11 protein-coding genes are annotated in these 16,403 nt (G+C 41.1%); 1 reads left to right on the forward strand and 10 read right to left on the reverse strand.

Annotated elements, in window-relative coordinates; translation table 11 throughout:
- From HT671_RS07010 to HT671_RS07055, 10 genes are all read right to left on the reverse strand, one after another.
- The coding region (locus HT671_RS07010; protein ID WP_172923101.1) for a YSIRK-type signal peptide-containing protein at positions 1-3,075 on the reverse strand (3,075 nt) is incomplete at its 3' end.
- A gap of 570 nt (positions 3,076-3,645) precedes the next feature.
- A complete protein-coding gene (locus HT671_RS07015; RefSeq protein WP_240148690.1) occupies positions 3,646-4,068 on the reverse strand; it encodes a protein-export chaperone SecB in 423 nt (140 codons plus the stop codon).
- On the reverse strand, positions 4,068-4,412 hold the full coding sequence (locus tag HT671_RS07020) for a hypothetical protein (RefSeq protein ID WP_023941484.1): 345 nt from the start codon (positions 4,410-4,412) through the stop codon (positions 4,068-4,070). Before HT671_RS07020 ends, HT671_RS07015 begins: the two co-directional genes overlap by 1 nt.
- A 14-nt stretch (positions 4,413-4,426) precedes the next feature.
- Positions 4,427-4,894 (reverse strand): hypothetical protein, encoded by a 468-nt coding sequence (locus HT671_RS07025; protein ID WP_226372393.1) that lies wholly within the window; start codon positions 4,892-4,894, stop codon positions 4,427-4,429.
- Between the two features lie 419 nt (positions 4,895-5,313).
- Positions 5,314-5,829 carry a hypothetical protein gene (locus tag HT671_RS07030; protein WP_023941483.1) on the reverse strand — a complete coding sequence of 172 codons (516 nt, stop codon included), beginning with the start codon at positions 5,827-5,829 and terminating at the stop codon, positions 5,314-5,316.
- A gap of 668 nt (positions 5,830-6,497) precedes the next feature.
- Positions 6,498-6,824, reverse strand: a complete 327-nt coding sequence (locus HT671_RS07035; RefSeq protein WP_049541360.1) for a hypothetical protein — start codon at positions 6,822-6,824, stop codon at positions 6,498-6,500.
- Between the two features lie 299 nt (positions 6,825-7,123).
- The gene (locus HT671_RS07040; RefSeq protein ID WP_138703205.1) at positions 7,124-9,004 is read right to left on the reverse strand and encodes a beta-N-acetylhexosaminidase; all 1,881 of its coding nucleotides are present in this window, start codon (positions 9,002-9,004) and stop codon (positions 7,124-7,126) included.
- On the reverse strand, positions 8,998-9,867 hold the full coding sequence (locus HT671_RS07045) for an ROK family protein (RefSeq protein WP_166735333.1): 870 nt from the start codon (positions 9,865-9,867) through the stop codon (positions 8,998-9,000). Before HT671_RS07045 ends, HT671_RS07040 begins: the two co-directional genes overlap by 7 nt.
- Positions 9,868-9,949: 82 nt before the next feature.
- Positions 9,950-12,595 carry an alpha-mannosidase gene (locus HT671_RS07050; protein WP_138703203.1) on the reverse strand — a complete coding sequence of 882 codons (2,646 nt, stop codon included), beginning with the start codon at positions 12,593-12,595 and terminating at the stop codon, positions 9,950-9,952.
- A gap of 212 nt (positions 12,596-12,807) precedes the next feature.
- On the reverse strand, positions 12,808-14,088 hold the full coding sequence (locus HT671_RS07055; RefSeq protein WP_138703202.1) for a glycoside hydrolase family 125 protein: 1,281 nt from the start codon (positions 14,086-14,088) through the stop codon (positions 12,808-12,810).
- Positions 14,089-14,258: 170 nt separating this feature from the next.
- Here HT671_RS07055 and HT671_RS07060 point away from each other — a divergent pair.
- Positions 14,259-16,403 (forward strand): GH92 family glycosyl hydrolase (locus HT671_RS07060; protein ID WP_240153270.1); only part of this gene is annotated, 2,145 nt, incomplete at its 3' end.

The following is a 16,403-nucleotide window of genomic DNA, read 5'->3' on the forward strand; positions in this document are numbered from 1 at the left end:
ATCTTTTAGAACTCCTGCTGCTTCTGCTAGTTTGGCTTTAATCGCATTCACTTGTTCTTGTGCTTTCAATGCTTCTACTTCACTTGCATTAGTTCCTTTTTTAGCTACTTCTTGGGCTGCTTGTTTGGCTGCTTCTAAGTCAGTTGCTAACTGATCATACTTCGCATTGTACTCGTTAACACTATCAGGTGTTTTTCCTTCCAAGCTTGCTTTTTCCAGTTTTGCTGCTTCTGCTAATGTCGCTTTCTGCTCTGCTGTAGCGGCTTCTACTAGAGCTGATTTGGCTTCTTCTAGTTTCGCTAGCGCTTCATCAACAGCTACTTGAGCTTCAAGAGCAGCTAGTTTAGTAGCATTTGCTCCATCTGTTTTGATTTTTTCTGCAGCGGCTTTTGCTTGATTCAGTTCCTCTGTGATTTCTTGTATTCTTGTATTATACGCATGAATACTGTCTGGAGTTTTTCCTTCCGTACTTGCTTCTACTAGTTTTGCTACAGTTTTTTCTAATTTTGCTTTTTGAGCTTCTGTCGCTGCGGGGACTAAATTCTTTTTAGCTGCTTCTAACGCTGCTCTTTTAACTTTAATCTCAGCTAATGCATTCGCTACATCTTCTACTGTTGAATTTTCACTATCAATTACAGCTTGTGCATCAGTTACCGCTTTATCTGCGGCAGCTTTTGCAGTAGTATAAGCATCTTGACTATCTTTTGTTTGACCTTCTGTCACCCTTGCTGTTGTTTGCTGGTTTATGAAATCATTTAAATCATTTTTAGCCTGTTCTAATTCAGTTGTGTTTCCTTTATCTTTCAATAGGGTAGCTGCTTTATCTAATTCAGCTTTGATTTTATCAACTTCAATTTGAGCATACGTTGCTTCTACTTTACCTGCGTTTACTGTTTTATCTAGTACTGTTTTTGCTTGCTCTTTTGCGGCAGTTAATGCAGCTTCTAATGTTTTATATTTATCCTCATATTCTTTTATGCTCTTCGGCGTCTTACCTGTCTTATTTGCCTCTTTCAACGCCTCCGAATCATTTTGTAATTTAGTCTTTTGTGCATCTGTTGCAGCAACCACTAAAAGTGCTCTAGCTGCTGTTAATTCTGCTCTTTTAGCCGTTACATTAGCCACAGCTTGGGCTACTTCATCAACAGTTGCTGTATCACTGTCTATAACTGCTTTTGCCTTTTCAGCTTCTTGTTCCGCGGCAGTTTTAGCTAGATTATATGCCTCAACAGTTTCTGGCGTCTTACCTGGAGTTGGATCGTCATTTACTAAATCATCTAAAGAAGCTTTTGAACTTATTAAGGTTGATTTATCAACTTTTAACTCATCTTTCTTTTGTAGTGCAGTTGTTAATGCAACTTTATAAACATCAGTTGTTGTTAAATTGGTTGCCTCTACAAGTGTTTGCACTTTTACCAACTCAGCATCATAAGCTGCTATAGAGTCTGTAGTCATTCCTTTTTCGTCTTCAACAACTGTTTCTTTCAATTTAGCATAAATTTTAGTTAAAAGATCTTTCGCTATAACATTTGTATTTTGTGAAATATTAAAACCGACCCCTGTTAGTGGTAAAGCGTATTGCTCAAATCTTGAGTGATAATCCATTCCTAAATATCTATCATTTGCCGCACTAATCCTTACCTTATACTCTGTAGTTCCTTCTGGTAACTCTATTTCTTTACTAGTAAATCTTCCTCCTGTAGCATAAGGTTTGTATCTATCTTTCGCCAGTTCTTCCAATGCAGCAGCTTTATTTGCTTCAGTTATTCCAGCTACATTTGTACTCTGAGCCCTTGTACTTACTTTTGCCGCCACTACAGTCTTTTTATCATCATCACTTGGTTTCTTTGGATCAAACTCAGTGGTATATACTTTAGTCTCGCCGCTATTGCTTATACTAAATACTTCTACTTTATAATTAGCAACCGTAACATCCGAACCCGATTCTATTATTCCACTAAATCCTGTTTTAAAATCTACTGTTACTTTTCCAGGTGTTTTTGTATCATAGACTTTAAATGTTTTCTCTACACCTTTATACCCTTTAACTCCTATCGCGACAACAGCACCTCTTTTATCTCTTTGACGGTCTTCATAAGGTAGACTTTCATATGATTCCTTGTTTCGTGTAGCTTGCGTCCTAACCTCTGATAGGAATAACATATACTTACTATTTCTATCAACAGACTGTTCACCTATCCAAGCCTTTCTATCACTCCCTACAGTATTAATTGTCTCTATAGGAAAGACTCCTTTATCTGTTGCTCTTGCAACAACGAATTTTCCAGCACTACCATCCGCTTGATTTACTGCTTTCCAGCCACCAAATTCTGTTATTTCTTTTACTTTTCCAGCTTCAACTCCCGTTGCTGCACCCAATCCATCCATATTATTAACTTTGGTATTATTTTGAATTGCATTTGGTAATTCTTGGAGTTTTTCTTTTAATTCATCTAGCCCTGCATTTGCACGTGGAGCTGTATACACTTGATTCGCATCTGAATCAGCATCTGTCGCTACCGTTGGACTAGCATCTACAGCACGTTTTTTACGTAATTTCGGTTTGTGGCTTTCTGTTACTGGAGTAGCAGCTTTCTCTTCAGTTTTTACTCTTGTTTGTTCTTTGTTTTCTACGCTATTTGCTTCTGTAGATGGCACCTCAGTATTTTTCTCTGCTGACTTTTCTTCTGTTGCTGAAGCAGTAGTAGATGTTTCTTCTTTCTCTTTTGAAACAGTAGGTGATTCGACTGATGGTGCGCTTGCATCAGTAGATGTTGGAGTACTTGTTTCTTCTTGACCTTTCGGAGCGGAAGCCTCACTAGTACCAGAATTTCCATCCAACTGACTGACTACTGGAGTCGCCCCGTAGGTTCCATTCTGGACATCTGGCTCTTTCAGTGGTAAGCCTTGTCTTCCCTCATTAGTTGGGGTTACACCTTGCTCTGTGGCAGACACTGTCCCATTTCCTGGAAACATGAACAAGGCTGCTACTGCAACACTAGCAGCTCCAAAACTAACCTTACGAATCGAAAACCGCAAGCGCTTTTCTCTATCTTCATTACCTTTATAAAACATATATCATTTTGCTCCTTTTCCGATAATTATCGGTTAATATATAATGGAAGGGCAAATAAAAAGCCCCCCCCTAAAATATTTGAGCATACTTTAGGTAGGTTTAACTCATTATACTCTCTTTCTTTTTATAAATCAAACATTATGAACTAAGCTTGATATCATATATCTTATCGTGGAAATATTGACTTCATTTTCTCCTGAAATTTGTTTTTTACCCAGCCTCAACATATATACGGCAAGCTGAAACCAACATTGTTTGACTTGATCGTCAAGCTTTTCACTTCACCACCTGCTAGCTGTTTTAAAAGAAAAAACGCTTGAAAAATCAGCGTTATTCTTCGTATATTATTAAAATATATGATTCTATCAGTTTTTTAGAAATATTTTATAGTTCAAGAACGATAAGCTCGAGAAACAGCTAGAGTTTCAAATTGCACTACTATCATACAAAACTCTTTGGTCCTATTTATTTTTATCACAATTTTGATTTATAGTTCTCCGAATACCTTTTAAATGTGAAAGCATTTCATTGGAACTTTGAAAAATACATACACTGTTTTTATTCGTATGTTAACTTGATAGAATCTTTGTCTTCAAGCATTTTTTAATGTTAACGACAGGCAATATGAAGTTTGGGAACTCATTCCCCCGAGTAATCATATCAGATACGATAGGCCGAATATAGGACCAAAGAATTGCTAAACCATTCTCTTTAAGAAAAGTTTCAAAATCAATATCAAATTCTGTCTCGTCATATATAAATGAAAATTCTCCAACAGTATCTACAATAAGCTCAAAAGCAGAATCATCTGAATCTATATTTCCTTGCTTTGTTATCAAGTTAACATAAGCAAGGTTTTCAGATTTTCTTATTAAAATCTGTGCAGACAATTCAGGATGTAAATTAATAGTACTATTTGTTTGGTCAAAACTAGGATTTCTTCGATATGATACTTCATTTAAAAAATAATCTTTAAATTGTAAAGAGGACATTAAGCTGCCACCTCACTATTTTCTTTTGTTGTAATTAAGTTTTCAGAATCTATTGGTAAATATGAAAAACATGACTTCTTGTTTTTTATATTATATTTAGGCATTGCATTTACTTTAGTTATAGAATTCAAATCATAAAACTCTTTTTGATTATTTAATTGAGAAGTAAAATGGATTTCATCTTTATATTTTTTAAGACTTCCTGATATATTCAAATCATAATCAAATTCATTGTTTACTGAATAAATTTTGTTGGCCTTAATCTTTTCAACTAATTCTTGGAACATTGGAGAATCCATCAAAGAAAATTCTTCAGTTCCTAAAAAGTTTGACAATAAACTCATAAAAGCCTCCTTATTTATAAAATGTTTGTCATACAATTTAAATCACGGATACAAATTTCCTCTCCGTTCTTTCCGTTAATTACTGGTAAAAATGGAATATCTGTATATGTTTTAGACTGCACGGCTTCATAATTTTTCCCATGCTGAGACGCTAAATCAAGCAACAGCTCAATAATTAATCCTTGATTTTGGTTAAGAAGAGTAGCTCTATTTTTGGCTCCGCTATCTGCAATATCTGTAATCTCACGTTCAATTTGAATAAATGCCGCTTGTCGATATTCTTCTAATAAGCTTTGGTTTGCTGGGTCATCCAACATAAAAATATTGTTCATAGAGCTTAGGATGATTTTAGCATGAATTAACTCAGACCTAACCCCGGGTTTGCTTAGTTCAAATGACTTATACTTTGCTACATAAGCAGAAGCAATCGTTTTACCAGTATCTTTGTCAAAAGGTAGAAAAAAGTAAATACCATTACCCAAGTCGTTCGGATGTCTCTGTTTATGAATACCAGGTTTATATTTCTCATAAGAAAAACCAGCAGATAGAATCTTTTATTGATGGTGCCGTGCCACCCACTATATTGTAGCATAGAACTTCCTGATGAAGCTACTAACTTGATTATACTGTTAAAGCTTAGATAATTCAACTATTACGGGATTTTTTGAAAACATTCTAGCGATTTCCAGAACGGAACTGAGCATTAAGACAATAACTACCTCACCTTATCATACCGAAATTATCGGATTTTATCAGAATTAAAACCCCATAAAATCGGGCTTTTTCCATTCTTCAAGAAAACTCTTTTTTGAAGAATAGGATTGTAATTTCTGGTTCTAATCGTTCAAAATGCGTGTTTTTGCAAAATAGAAATGCAAGCCAGAACCTGCAAAAACATTATCTATTCTAAATAGTCTTTTTCTGTTATGACTCTTAATCTAGTAGAATAATTCTGGAATGTTGAGAATTTAAAGCGTTTAGGATCTTCAAGTTTGTTTCTATCGTTCATTTCTAAAGCACCGTTATAGTCTATAATAGCTTTTATCAACTTATTAATTATAGCTCTATCATTGTCCATTACTTTATAATAATCTTCGATTTTTCGAAGTCGAAAAGTAGTATTTAGCAAATAACTTTCATCTTCTAAAATCAAGGTTTTACCAATATCTAATCCTTCAACATACCCTTCTTTTGCTGAATTTCGAAGCTTATACTTCAACTGATACTTTTTAGGAATATAACTTCTAAATGGAATCAAGAAAGTTAGCCCCTGTATTTTGACAACAGTTACCGCAAATCCCCTTCCTTTATTCATTACTTCCTTCGTCTTAAAGTCATAGTCCATCGCTTGAATAAGGTCGTAATCCTTGCACATTTTTAAATCAATTTGACCTAATTTTAACTTTTTGCTTTTCATTTCTATTCCCTAGATAAAAAGCTCACTAAAAAGTGAGCAACATTTCCAATGAGATACTTCTGTTGACGAGCGCGTCTCTCCGCCCCCTCATTGCCTCACGAAAAGGCTAGACGAATCGAAAGGAGGTGAGTTTTCCTGTTTTCAATTCTACTTATTCTTACACATTTTTTTAATTTTGTCAAACAAAAAAACGCAAGCCTAAGCCTGCGGTGAGTGTAATCTATTTTGAAATTTTTAAATAAAAAAGGAGCATTTAAGCCCCTCCTTTGAAATAACGGACCCTTTGGCTGGTCGGTGTACCCAGCATCTCAGATACCTTTTTGCAAGGTGTGGCAGGAACCTTTCTGCCCTCAAATGTCTTTCGTTAATGTTATTCTAGCACTATCTAATTTTTTGTCAAGTTTTCTCAATCTACCAGACTGAATACGTATTAGCTACACCCTCAACAAATTTATACTCTTCGAAAATCCCTTCAAACCTCCTCAGCTTCCATCTGAAACCTCAAAACAGTGTTTTGAGCAACCTACAGCTAGCTTCCTAGTTTGCTCTTTGATTTTCATTGAGTATTAAAAAACTCTCTTATCTGAAACCATCACAAAAAAACAATTGAAATACTAAGCCTACACAGACTGATTCCAATTGTTTTTTAGATTGTTTAACAATCAATTTTACCATTCTTCATAGTCAAAACCATCATAATCTGGATATTGTTCTGGCGGCGTTCCAACCGAACGTACGAGATAAGCTTCTTCGTCTTCCGCCTCGATTTCTCTCAGCACTTGGCATTCAAAACGCCATTCATCACCGAAGTCGAAAATAAACTTAAATGTTTGTTTGACACTTAGGGTATCCAGATAGACATTTTCTGTGTAACGTTCTTCAACATCATCACTAACAAAGCTAAGAAAGTAAGAATCTGCATGACTCCACGCAACATTATCCACGAAAAATGCATGAGCATGATCATTTGCAAAATCAAAACTCCATAAAATCACATCTGCTAGTTCTACTAACGTTTTTGTTTTTGGAATTTGTATATGTCGGTAGCAACCTTTTTAAAATTTGACGAAAATGACCCAGGCTTCTACAGATGCTGGCTTTTCAGCTTCTATTTCTTGTTTTACTAATTTTAAGTGTACCACAATACCTCTAAGTGCTAATCGATAGAATTGCTCTTAGGAAACATTCCCTTTCTGCTATTCTATCATAAGTTTGTCTAACTGTGGCATTTGAAACTAGATAATTCTTCTGTTTCACGCGAAACACCCTGCGCCAGGCAAGGTGTTCTTGTTTTTTATGTCGTATAAATGGTTGAAGCTGTCGCAATAGTATGCCATTGGTTGGCTGTTGTAGCTGCGAAATCCTTGTTTGCGTAGAAGTCGTTAAATGGCAGAATTTCTACTTCCAGCTCATCGATGCGGTCAAGCTGACCAGCCAGATAAGCCTCGATACGGCTTTCTGCTCGTTTGATGCGTTGCAAGAGTCCGCCCATACGGATGTCAACTGTATCCAAGCCAAAGACCTTGTTTTCTTTCAGCCATTGGTGGCTAAAGAGGGCATGGAAGTGCTCAATTTGGCTTCTGAGTTCTGGTAATTCTTGTCTTGCGATTTCTTGCAGACTTTCCTTATCATCCGCTTGATAGGCTTGACGAATGCGTCGTCCCACATCTACTTTGCTACTTAAAATCTGGTTCAACTGAGCCTGAGTTTCAAAGAGGTAAGAGTAAGCACCAGCTTTTTCTTTGATTTCAGCAAGGGTCTCAGCTGCCTGAGCAAAGTGTGGTTTGTCCTGTTCAGGTGTCATGTGTCGGTCAAGGATCGGACAGAGGACATCCTGATAAAAGACATAGCGGTTAGGATTGATGCCACTGAGATTGCCTGGCAGGTCTGGCAAGAGGTTGGCAAGGTCAATCTGCATAAAATCTTCAACCGATAGACCAGTATTGGTCTGAAAGTGAGCAGACAAACGGTCTAGGTCATTGCGATAGCTGAGTTCGGCCCAAATTTGCAAGCTTGGGAGAATAGAAAACTGGGCTGTTTCCCCACCATTGTCTCCCCAACCAGTTACGATGACTTCTTTAATCTGATTGGCACGGCAGGCTTTATTAGCCTCGATAGCCACTAGACGGCTAAAATGGTTGTGAGGTGTAAATCCAATCCACTTCCAAGCACCTCCTGCGAAGGCAAGATCATGGCTAATCTTGTGGTGGTTGCGGAAATTGCGATTGTATTTTTCCTCGCTATCCTGATAATAGTCCCAGTAAACCAAGGTCACTCGGTCTTTGAGACGGTCTAGGTAGACACGCGTTTCCTCTGGAATTTCCACATCACGGTCGTACTGGCCATCTGCTGACATAAGTTTGAAGAACATATCGCTCCACATCTGACAGTGGAAACCATATTTGTCAGCAATATCCAGCACGCGCTCCAAGTGTTGACACATTAGGAGACTACGATCCACAACACCGTTCAATATCAAATAACGTCCCAAGCCAACCAAGTGGGCTTCGTCCATCCCGATATTGACCTTGCGGGTTTGCAGTTTAGACAGAGTAGCAAACATGCCATCAATCAGATCATAAACCTTTTCTTCGCCAATGAGGAGAATGTCCTCTACATCACGGAGCTCCTGCACTTCCTTGACACCCCATTTGACAAAGGCTGACAAGTGGGCCAAAGTCTGGATGCAGGGCACAAAGGTCATGTCAAACTGCTGGGCATAGGCTTCGATTTCCTGCAACTCCTCAGCCGAATAAGCCCCGCGGAAATAGCCAAAGTAAGGCTGCCCTTCAATCTGGTAGGTGTCTTCCATGTAAAGCTCAAAGGTTGAGTAGCCCATGAGAGCCAAGACCTCAATCATCTGCTTGGCAGAAGCCACATTCAGCACCGCATTTCGAGAACAGTCTGCCATGTAGGCCAACTCTTCATAAGCCGCCTGCTCCTCAATCCCTACTTTATCAGCTTCTGCTAGAGCTGTTACCAACAAGGACAAGGCACGATAAAGTTGGTGAGGTTTGCGGTAGGTCAATTGATAGTGGCCACCCTCACCCTTGATAGAGATAGAGGTTTGGTCAGACTGAGTGACAGCCACTTCAACATCTGGTAAAGAAATATGCTTTGTCAGCAAGTCGATTGCCTGAGTTTGTTTGGAACTAAGTCCTGTAAATCTTACCATTGCTTTTCCTCCTGTAACCAGTTGACAAGGGTACCGTAGAGATTGGCATCTGCATGATAGGTGCAGGCTTGGATAACGGGTGCGACCGTGTATTCTTCGTAGGTATCGACAAAGTCTTCAACAGCTTCCTTGACACCTTGGATAAAATCTGGATTTTGACTGATAGAGCCTCCCAAACTAATGACATCTGGGTCGATCAGATACTGAATATTGAGCAAGCCTTGCGCCAGATTACGATTCATGCGCTCAATGGCTTCTTGACAAAGGGCATTTCCTGCTTCGGCCTCTTGGTAAATCTTGCGACCGTCCCAGTCAGTCTGACCAGATTTTTCAATCACGTAGCGCACCATATTGCCAGTTGACGCTAGTTGCGACCAGTTGTTGAGCTTTTCAGCAGGGGCAAGGGTTGTCATATAGCCAAATTCTCCACCCAGACCGTGGCGACCTCGGTGCAGTCTGCCATTGATAATCATGGCTCCGCCAATCCCTGTCCCAATCACGACACAGGCAGCGTTTTCAAGCTCTGAATGAGCTAGTAATTCACTGAGCCCAACGCAGTTGGCATCATTTTCCAGATGGACAGGTAGTTGATGATGAGCAAGCGCCTCATACCAAGAAAATCCGTGGATGTAGGGCACCGCACTGAAGCCATCAATCACACCTGTCTCTTGATTGACCGCACCTGGAACGCTCATAGCAATCCCACTGTAATCCTGTTCTGACAAGCGCTGGTCTAGCCAAGCTAGTAAGTCCTCCAAACTTTCTGGCGTTGGAATACTTGTCTTATCCAGTATTTTCCCATCAGAAGTCAGACTGGCAAACTTAATCCCAGTCCCTCCGATATCAATCGTTGCAATGGTCATTGTTTTTACCATAAAAGGGGCAAATCAGCAGTTAGTTCTTACCTTTTCGCCCCTCCTTTCTTTTTATGTTTACTTGTTGAAATTAAATTTCTTCTTTTTTGATGAATTCTGTACTAATTTCTTGTGGAGCCAATAGTCCTGAATGAACTGAATATGGTCGCTCAAGTAAGTCAAGAATGGTTTGTTGATGTTCTGATATGCGCACATTTTCTTGACTCATATTATAGTAACGGAGGACATAGCCTTCTTCATTTTCCGCCACTTTAAAGGCTGTTGGACAGATTTGCGGTATGCTGAGAACAGAATGGCTCAAGAGGCTACCAGTCGCAGCCACGCTTCCTTCCTGTCTAGCAAGCTGAAGGCTGGTAAATGGTGTCTGCAAGGCTTTGGCGCGACGATAGGCTGAAAAGCGTTCTTGGGCTTGGTGGCATTCAAGCGCAAACTCGACTTCAAATTCACGCAAGCATTGTGCTTCTGGTGTTGGGAAGTAGCCCCAGTCACCTAGCTCACCTGATGCACGCAAAATAGTCACTGCAATGGTGTCGTCTCCAAGGATTTCGTATTCATTCAATCCCTTATTGGATACAGTCACACCTTTTTCATCGTCATACAGACTAACAAAGGCTTGTTGGTGTTGAGGATTTTCAGGATTTTCCCATGAAGCAGCTGGTTTGTTTGGTCGTGTCACCACCTCATAGATGCTTTCAGAATCATTGCTTGGACGCGTGTTATGAGTCTTGACCAAGAGACGGATACGATGGTCTTTGGCAGTGTTAGTAAAGCGAGTCTTGAAGCGGATTTGTGGATTATCAACGAAGATAGTCATCTCAGTTTCAAGAGGAATGCTTGTCAATTCTTCTGAACGTCCAGCTTCACGCTTCATAAACTCGATGATGCCTTTTTGCTCTTCTTCTAGCTTTTCATCTGCACTGACAGGCACGATCAATTCATGTTTGAGCAAAATCTTAGCGTAGCGAGCTGTGTTTTCCAAGACCTCGTAGCCCTTAAGCTCTGCATAGATTGGCTCTGTTCCTTTTGGTTGGAAATAGATATACTCGTTTCCGATGTCACCACGGTCTTCAAAGCGGATAAAATCTTCATAGGCTTCGTGAGTTGTCTTGTCATAAACTGTGATAGTGTCATCCACACTCACCGTTACGAATGGTGTATCAATCACTCCGTTTTGGTAAATACCCTCACGGTGTTCTTGTTCTCCTTCCAGCAATTGGAAAGTTGTCCAAGAAAGCGGCGCTAGGTGAACTGGAATGGTCACGCGCACTTGACGGGCGATACGAGCTTGGCGGAACTTGTCTTTTGGTAAATCATACTCAAAATTAGCCCCAAGATCCTCGATTTTAGCCTCTACAGGACGCCCATCTAAGTCCTCCACACGGTAACTTGGCAAGGTAAGAGCAGCCATCTTCTTGTAACCTTCTGTTGGGTGCAATTCCTTGAAATCACAAGTCGCCACATCAATCACTGTGCTGACAGTATCAACCTTATCATGCAAACCTGTGTTAATGACAGTAAAGAGGTAATCACTTTGAACCTTAGCTGTAGCGATTTTACCCTTCCATTCGTTAAGAAGATTGCTCCTAACAAAGTTTCCGACTTGATTGACCTTGGCAAAACGTGTCTCCATCTCACGGTGAACTTCGTCCACGCTACAGCCACAGATACTATCATGGGGCGCATTTTGCAAAAGAGTTTTCCAAGCATAGGTCAACTGGTCCTTGTGGTTATGACCCCCAGTGATAATTGTCAAGGGTTCTACAACTTGCTCTAGGAGGTTGCTATTTTCTTGGAAGGCTTGTTTGAGATAAATACGAGATGAAGAAGTGTTAGCAAGTGTGTACCAGCCGTCTGTTTCCTGACTGGTCAACTCACCTGTAACCGTTGATAATTGCTCCGGTAGGGCACTTTCCACGACTTGGACATATTCATCAAAGGAACTGTGAACAAAGGTCACATCTGGGAAGAGTTCATTTGCCACACGAATAGCTTCGCTCAGATTTTTCTGTACAGGCTGGTGATCACATCCGTTCATCATCAACCATTGGTTGGTCGAAGCATAGGCACGCACATCTGACAATTTTTGTTTCCAGAAGGTCAAGGCCTCATCTTTATCAACTGGGATTTCATTCCCGTTACTGTACCAGTTGGCAAAGAGAATCCCGAGGACACGACTTCCGTCCGCACCCTGCCAGTACATTTCTGAAAACTGAGACGTAAACTGCTCGTCTTCGAGGACTTGGTTGTCAAATCCAATCGGCTTCACACCACGACCAAAGGCTGCCACGTGAATGCCTGATTTTTGAAGGATTTGAGGCGCTTGTCCCATATTTCCAAAGGTATCTGGGAAGTAACCAATCTGGGTTGATTTGCCCCATTTGGCAGCTTCTTGCTGACCAATAAGAGTATTGCGGACATTGGCTTCACTTGAAATCAAGTAATCATCCTGCAAAATGTAAAAGGGACCAATTTTCAATTTTCCTTCGTCAATGTAGCGTTGAATCTTGTCACGATTTTCAGGGCGAATTTGCAAGTAGTCGTCGAGGACAATGGTTTGTCCATCTAAATGGAAACTCTTAAACTCAGGGTCATTTTCAAAGAGATCAAAGAGATTGTCAAACAATTCCACCAACTGCATACGATGGCTTTCAAAAGGCAAGTACCACTCACGGTCCCAGTGACTATGTGAGATAATATGTACGACAACATTTTCCATGAAGTAAAACCTCATTCTAAATTTAAATTTTTATTGTTAACGTTTTAAATGTAAATTTGTGATTCTTTCCAAGAATCAGTTGCGCTAATACTCAATGAAAATCAAAGTGCAAACTAGGAAGCTAGCCATAGGCTGCTCAAAACACTGCTTTGAGGTTGCAGATAAAGCTGACGTAGTTTGAAGAGATTTTCGAAGAATATAAATCACGCTCCTTAGCGGATATCCAAGTAATCCAAGACCAATTCACAGAACATCATGTTGGCCCAAGAGAACCATTCACGAGAGTAGAGAGTTGGGTCATCTACGTGGAAGCTTTCGTGCATGACACCTGTACCACCATCACAAGCAACCAGCTGATCCAGCAAGAATTTTTTCTCTGCCTTATCACTTGTTGTCAATCCTTGGATAGAAAGGGCGATGGGCCAGATATAGCGATAGAAGGTATGAGAACTTCCGAGACCGCTAGCGTATTCTCCTTGGTAGAAATATGGATTTTCAGGGCTCAGAATGGTACGACGAGTTGCTTGATACACTTCATCATCGACCGAACAGTAGCCCAGATAAGGCGCAGCCAACAGACTTGGTACGTTTGGATCATCCATGATGCTAGCATTTCCTAGACCATCCACTTCAAAGGCATAAATCTTTTCGCCCTTGCTGTTGCTTGTGTAGGCGTAGTTTTCAATTCCTTCTTGGATTTCAGCCTGAAGACGCTTAGCGTCTGTGATAACACTCTGGCTATCAGCTAGGTTTAATGCTGCAAAGATTTCTTGCACATACCCTAAAACAACAACTGCAAACATATTGGACGGAATCAAGTAACTATACTGGCAGCAATCATCACTCGGACGAAAGGCTGACCAAGTCATGCCTGTCACTGCAAAATCAGGTCCAAAGCCATCATTTACCAAGGTGTCTTCCTTACGATCGGTATCACGAACAAAACGATAAGGAGAGTTCTTGTGGTCTTGTTCCACCGTCCACAGATGAAGAATTTCCTTAGTCGCTGCGACAAAAATCTCATCAAACTGACTAGTCTCGCCAGTCTCTTTCCAGAGAAGATAAGCCAACTGCAAAGGATAGCAAAGCGAGTCCACCTCATACTTGCGTTCCCAAATCCAGCCATTAAGGTCTGTGTGGTCAGTCTCATGGTGCCCCTTCCAGTTTTCCTCAATGTTGAAGGAATTGGCATAAGGATTCTTGAGTACCAAGGTCATCTGACGTTTGACCAAACCTGCAATGGTCTGACGCAGGAGGGGATCTCTTTTAGCCACATGCAGGTAGGGTCTGAGTTGGGCTGTCGAATCTCGAAGCCACATAGCAGGAATATCTCCTGTGAGTACAAAAGTTGAACCATCTTCTAGGATTTCAACCGTATTGTCCAAGGTGTCGGTGTAGCAACGCTCGAAAACATCCACCCACTCTGGATGGTCCTTAGCCCGCTCTGCCACTTCATCCAGCCACTCTCTAACAATTTCTTTCGAATAAATCATCGCGCAATTTCCTCTTTCAAACAAGTTTCATTTTCAGTATATAGCTTTTGAGACAGAAAATACATACACAAATGATAGTCATTTTTCTACAAAATAGTTATCTTTGAAACTCCTTTTCTAAAGGCCCTCTTTTTCTGATATAATGTAGAAAAACAGCGAAAGGAAAGACTATGAAACCATTACTTGAAAGCATCGATACCCGCTTTGGCACTGCCAGCAAGCATGCCTTTTCTCGAGGAAATACCCTGCCTTACACAGGCGTGCCTTTTGGAATGAATCACTTTGTACCCCAGACCAGTGACCAGGAGGGCTCTTGGTTTTTTGATCCACATCTGCCTATTTTTCAGGGGATTCGATTAACCCACCAGCCCAGTCCTTGGATTGGGGACTACTCTTGGCTCCTTCTGACACCTGTCACCGGTCAACTGGGTGGAGACAGCCTCTTTCACCGCCAATCTTCCTATGACATAGATAAGGCCTCTTTCCAACCTCATTATCTGAAAATTTTCTCCCTGCGCTATCAGATCGAAATCCAGCTTACACCGACTTGCTACGGTGCTTCTATTCGTTTGGAGCAAAAGCAAGGCAAAGCCCTCTCCCTCTATCTGCACGCAGCAGATGAACTGACCGTGGAGCAAGTAGATAAGCGGACTCTTGCCCTGCGACAAGAAGGAAAAACTGAGACCAACAAAAATCCACTAACGATGTTCACAGCCCTGCAAATGAACACGGATATTCTTGCTGTTAGCCAAGAAGGGGGAGACTGGCGAATTGACTTAGCAAGTAGCTATACTGAGATTCAGCTAGCCACTTCTTTCATCTCGCCTTATCAAGCACTGCTTAATCTACCTCAAGAAGATTTTGATAACTGTAAATCAAGTGCCCAAGCGGATTGGGAAAATCTCCTCCATCGTTTTGACGTTATAGAGACAGGAGAGGCTGACCGAACCTTCTTTGACCACTGCCTCTACAGACTCTTCCTCTTTCCTCAGACTTTTTATGAGGTTGATGAGTCAGGGCAAGTCATCCACAAGGATCTGACTACTGGATCTGTCAAGCCCGGTGTCCTCTTTAGCAACAATGGCTTCTGGGATACCTTCCGCACCACCTTCCCCCTCTTTGCCCTTGTCATACCAGAGCATTATCGTCTCTTTTTAGAAGGATTTCTCAATAACTACCGCGATACTGGTTTCCTTCCAAAATGGTTGTCTCCAGATGAACGTGGCATGATGCCCGGTACCCTTTTAGACGGCATTATCGCAGATAGCGCCTGTAAGGACATGGCCCCCGACCTAGAAGGAGAACTCTTCCAAGCCATGCTCGAAACAGCCAGCAAAGCCGACCCTCTCGGCATCAATGGCCGCCACGGACTAGCCCAATACCAAGAACTAGGTTACCTCTCTACCGACCACCATGAAAGTGTTAGCCATACTCTAGACTATGCCTATAGTGACTTTTGTATCGCCAGCTGTGCCAAAAAACTAGAGAACATAGAAATCGCTGAAACCTACAAGGCTGCTTCACAAAATTACCGCCAGCTATTTGACGCTGAGACAGGTTACATGCGAGCACGAGACAATCAAGGCAACTTCCGCCCTGACTTCTCTCCCTATAGTTGGGGACGTGATTATGCCGAATGTTCAGCCATCCAAGCAACTTTAGGCGTTCTCCACGACATCCCAGGCTTGATCCAGCTTATAGGTGGAAAGGAAACCTTTAGCAACTATCTTTTGAAAGCCTGTCAAGATGCTCCCCTCTTTGAAACAACAGGCTATGGTTACGAAATTCACGAAATGAGCGAGATGGCTACTGCTCCTTTTGGACAAATAGCCATTTCCAACCAGCCTAGTTTCCACATTCCTTATCTCTTCCGCTACAGCGATTACCCTGACTACACTGCCCTTCTTATCAAGACGCTCCGTCAGAAGGCCTTTCACCCAAGTTGGCAAGCCTATCCTGGCGATGAAGACAATGGCAGTCTCTCAGCTTGGTACATCTGGTCAGCTCTCGGACTTTATCCGACCTGTCCAGGAAAACCAAGCTATGATCTCGGAATCCCTCTCTTTAATCACCTCCGTATCTACCTAGCTAAAGAAGGTAAATGGCTAGATATTCATACTGAGCAAAACCACAGCCACTTCAACTTTGTCAAAGAATGCCGACTGGACAAAAACCTAGTATCAACTATTCAACACCAAGACCTCCTAAAAGCTGATCAGCTAACTTTCACCCTCAGCTGGTTACCAAGCCAGAGAAAAAGAAAAAAAAAGAAGGAAAAAGAAAAAGAGAGGAAGAGAAAAGGAGAGAAAGGAAGA

Origin of the sequence: Streptococcus sp. 2741 (assembly GCF_013276315.1) — a bacterium.
In the GTDB taxonomy this organism is placed as follows: domain Bacteria; phylum Bacillota; class Bacilli; order Lactobacillales; family Streptococcaceae; genus Streptococcus; species Streptococcus pseudopneumoniae.

Excerpts from the sequence above, each read along its gene's own strand:
- HT671_RS07015 (WP_240148690.1), bottom strand. The coding sequence starts at position 4,068 with ATGTCCTCTTTACAATTTAAAGATTATTTTTTAAATGAAGTATCATAT.
- HT671_RS07020 (WP_023941484.1), bottom strand. The coding sequence starts at position 4,412 with ATGAGTTTATTGTCAAACTTTTTAGGAACTGAAGAATTTTCTTTGATG.
- HT671_RS07030 (WP_023941483.1), bottom strand. The coding sequence starts at position 5,829 with ATGAAAAGCAAAAAGTTAAAATTAGGTCAAATTGATTTAAAAATGTGC.
- HT671_RS07040 (WP_138703205.1), bottom strand. The coding sequence starts at position 9,004 with ATGGTAAGATTTACAGGACTTAGTTCCAAACAAACTCAGGCAATCGAC.
- HT671_RS07045 (WP_166735333.1), bottom strand. The coding sequence starts at position 9,867 with ATGACCATTGCAACGATTGATATCGGAGGGACTGGGATTAAGTTTGCC.
- HT671_RS07050 (WP_138703203.1), bottom strand. The coding sequence starts at position 12,595 with ATGGAAAATGTTGTCGTACATATTATCTCACATAGTCACTGGGACCGT.
- HT671_RS07055 (WP_138703202.1), bottom strand. The coding sequence starts at position 14,088 with ATGATTTATTCGAAAGAAATTGTTAGAGAGTGGCTGGATGAAGTGGCA.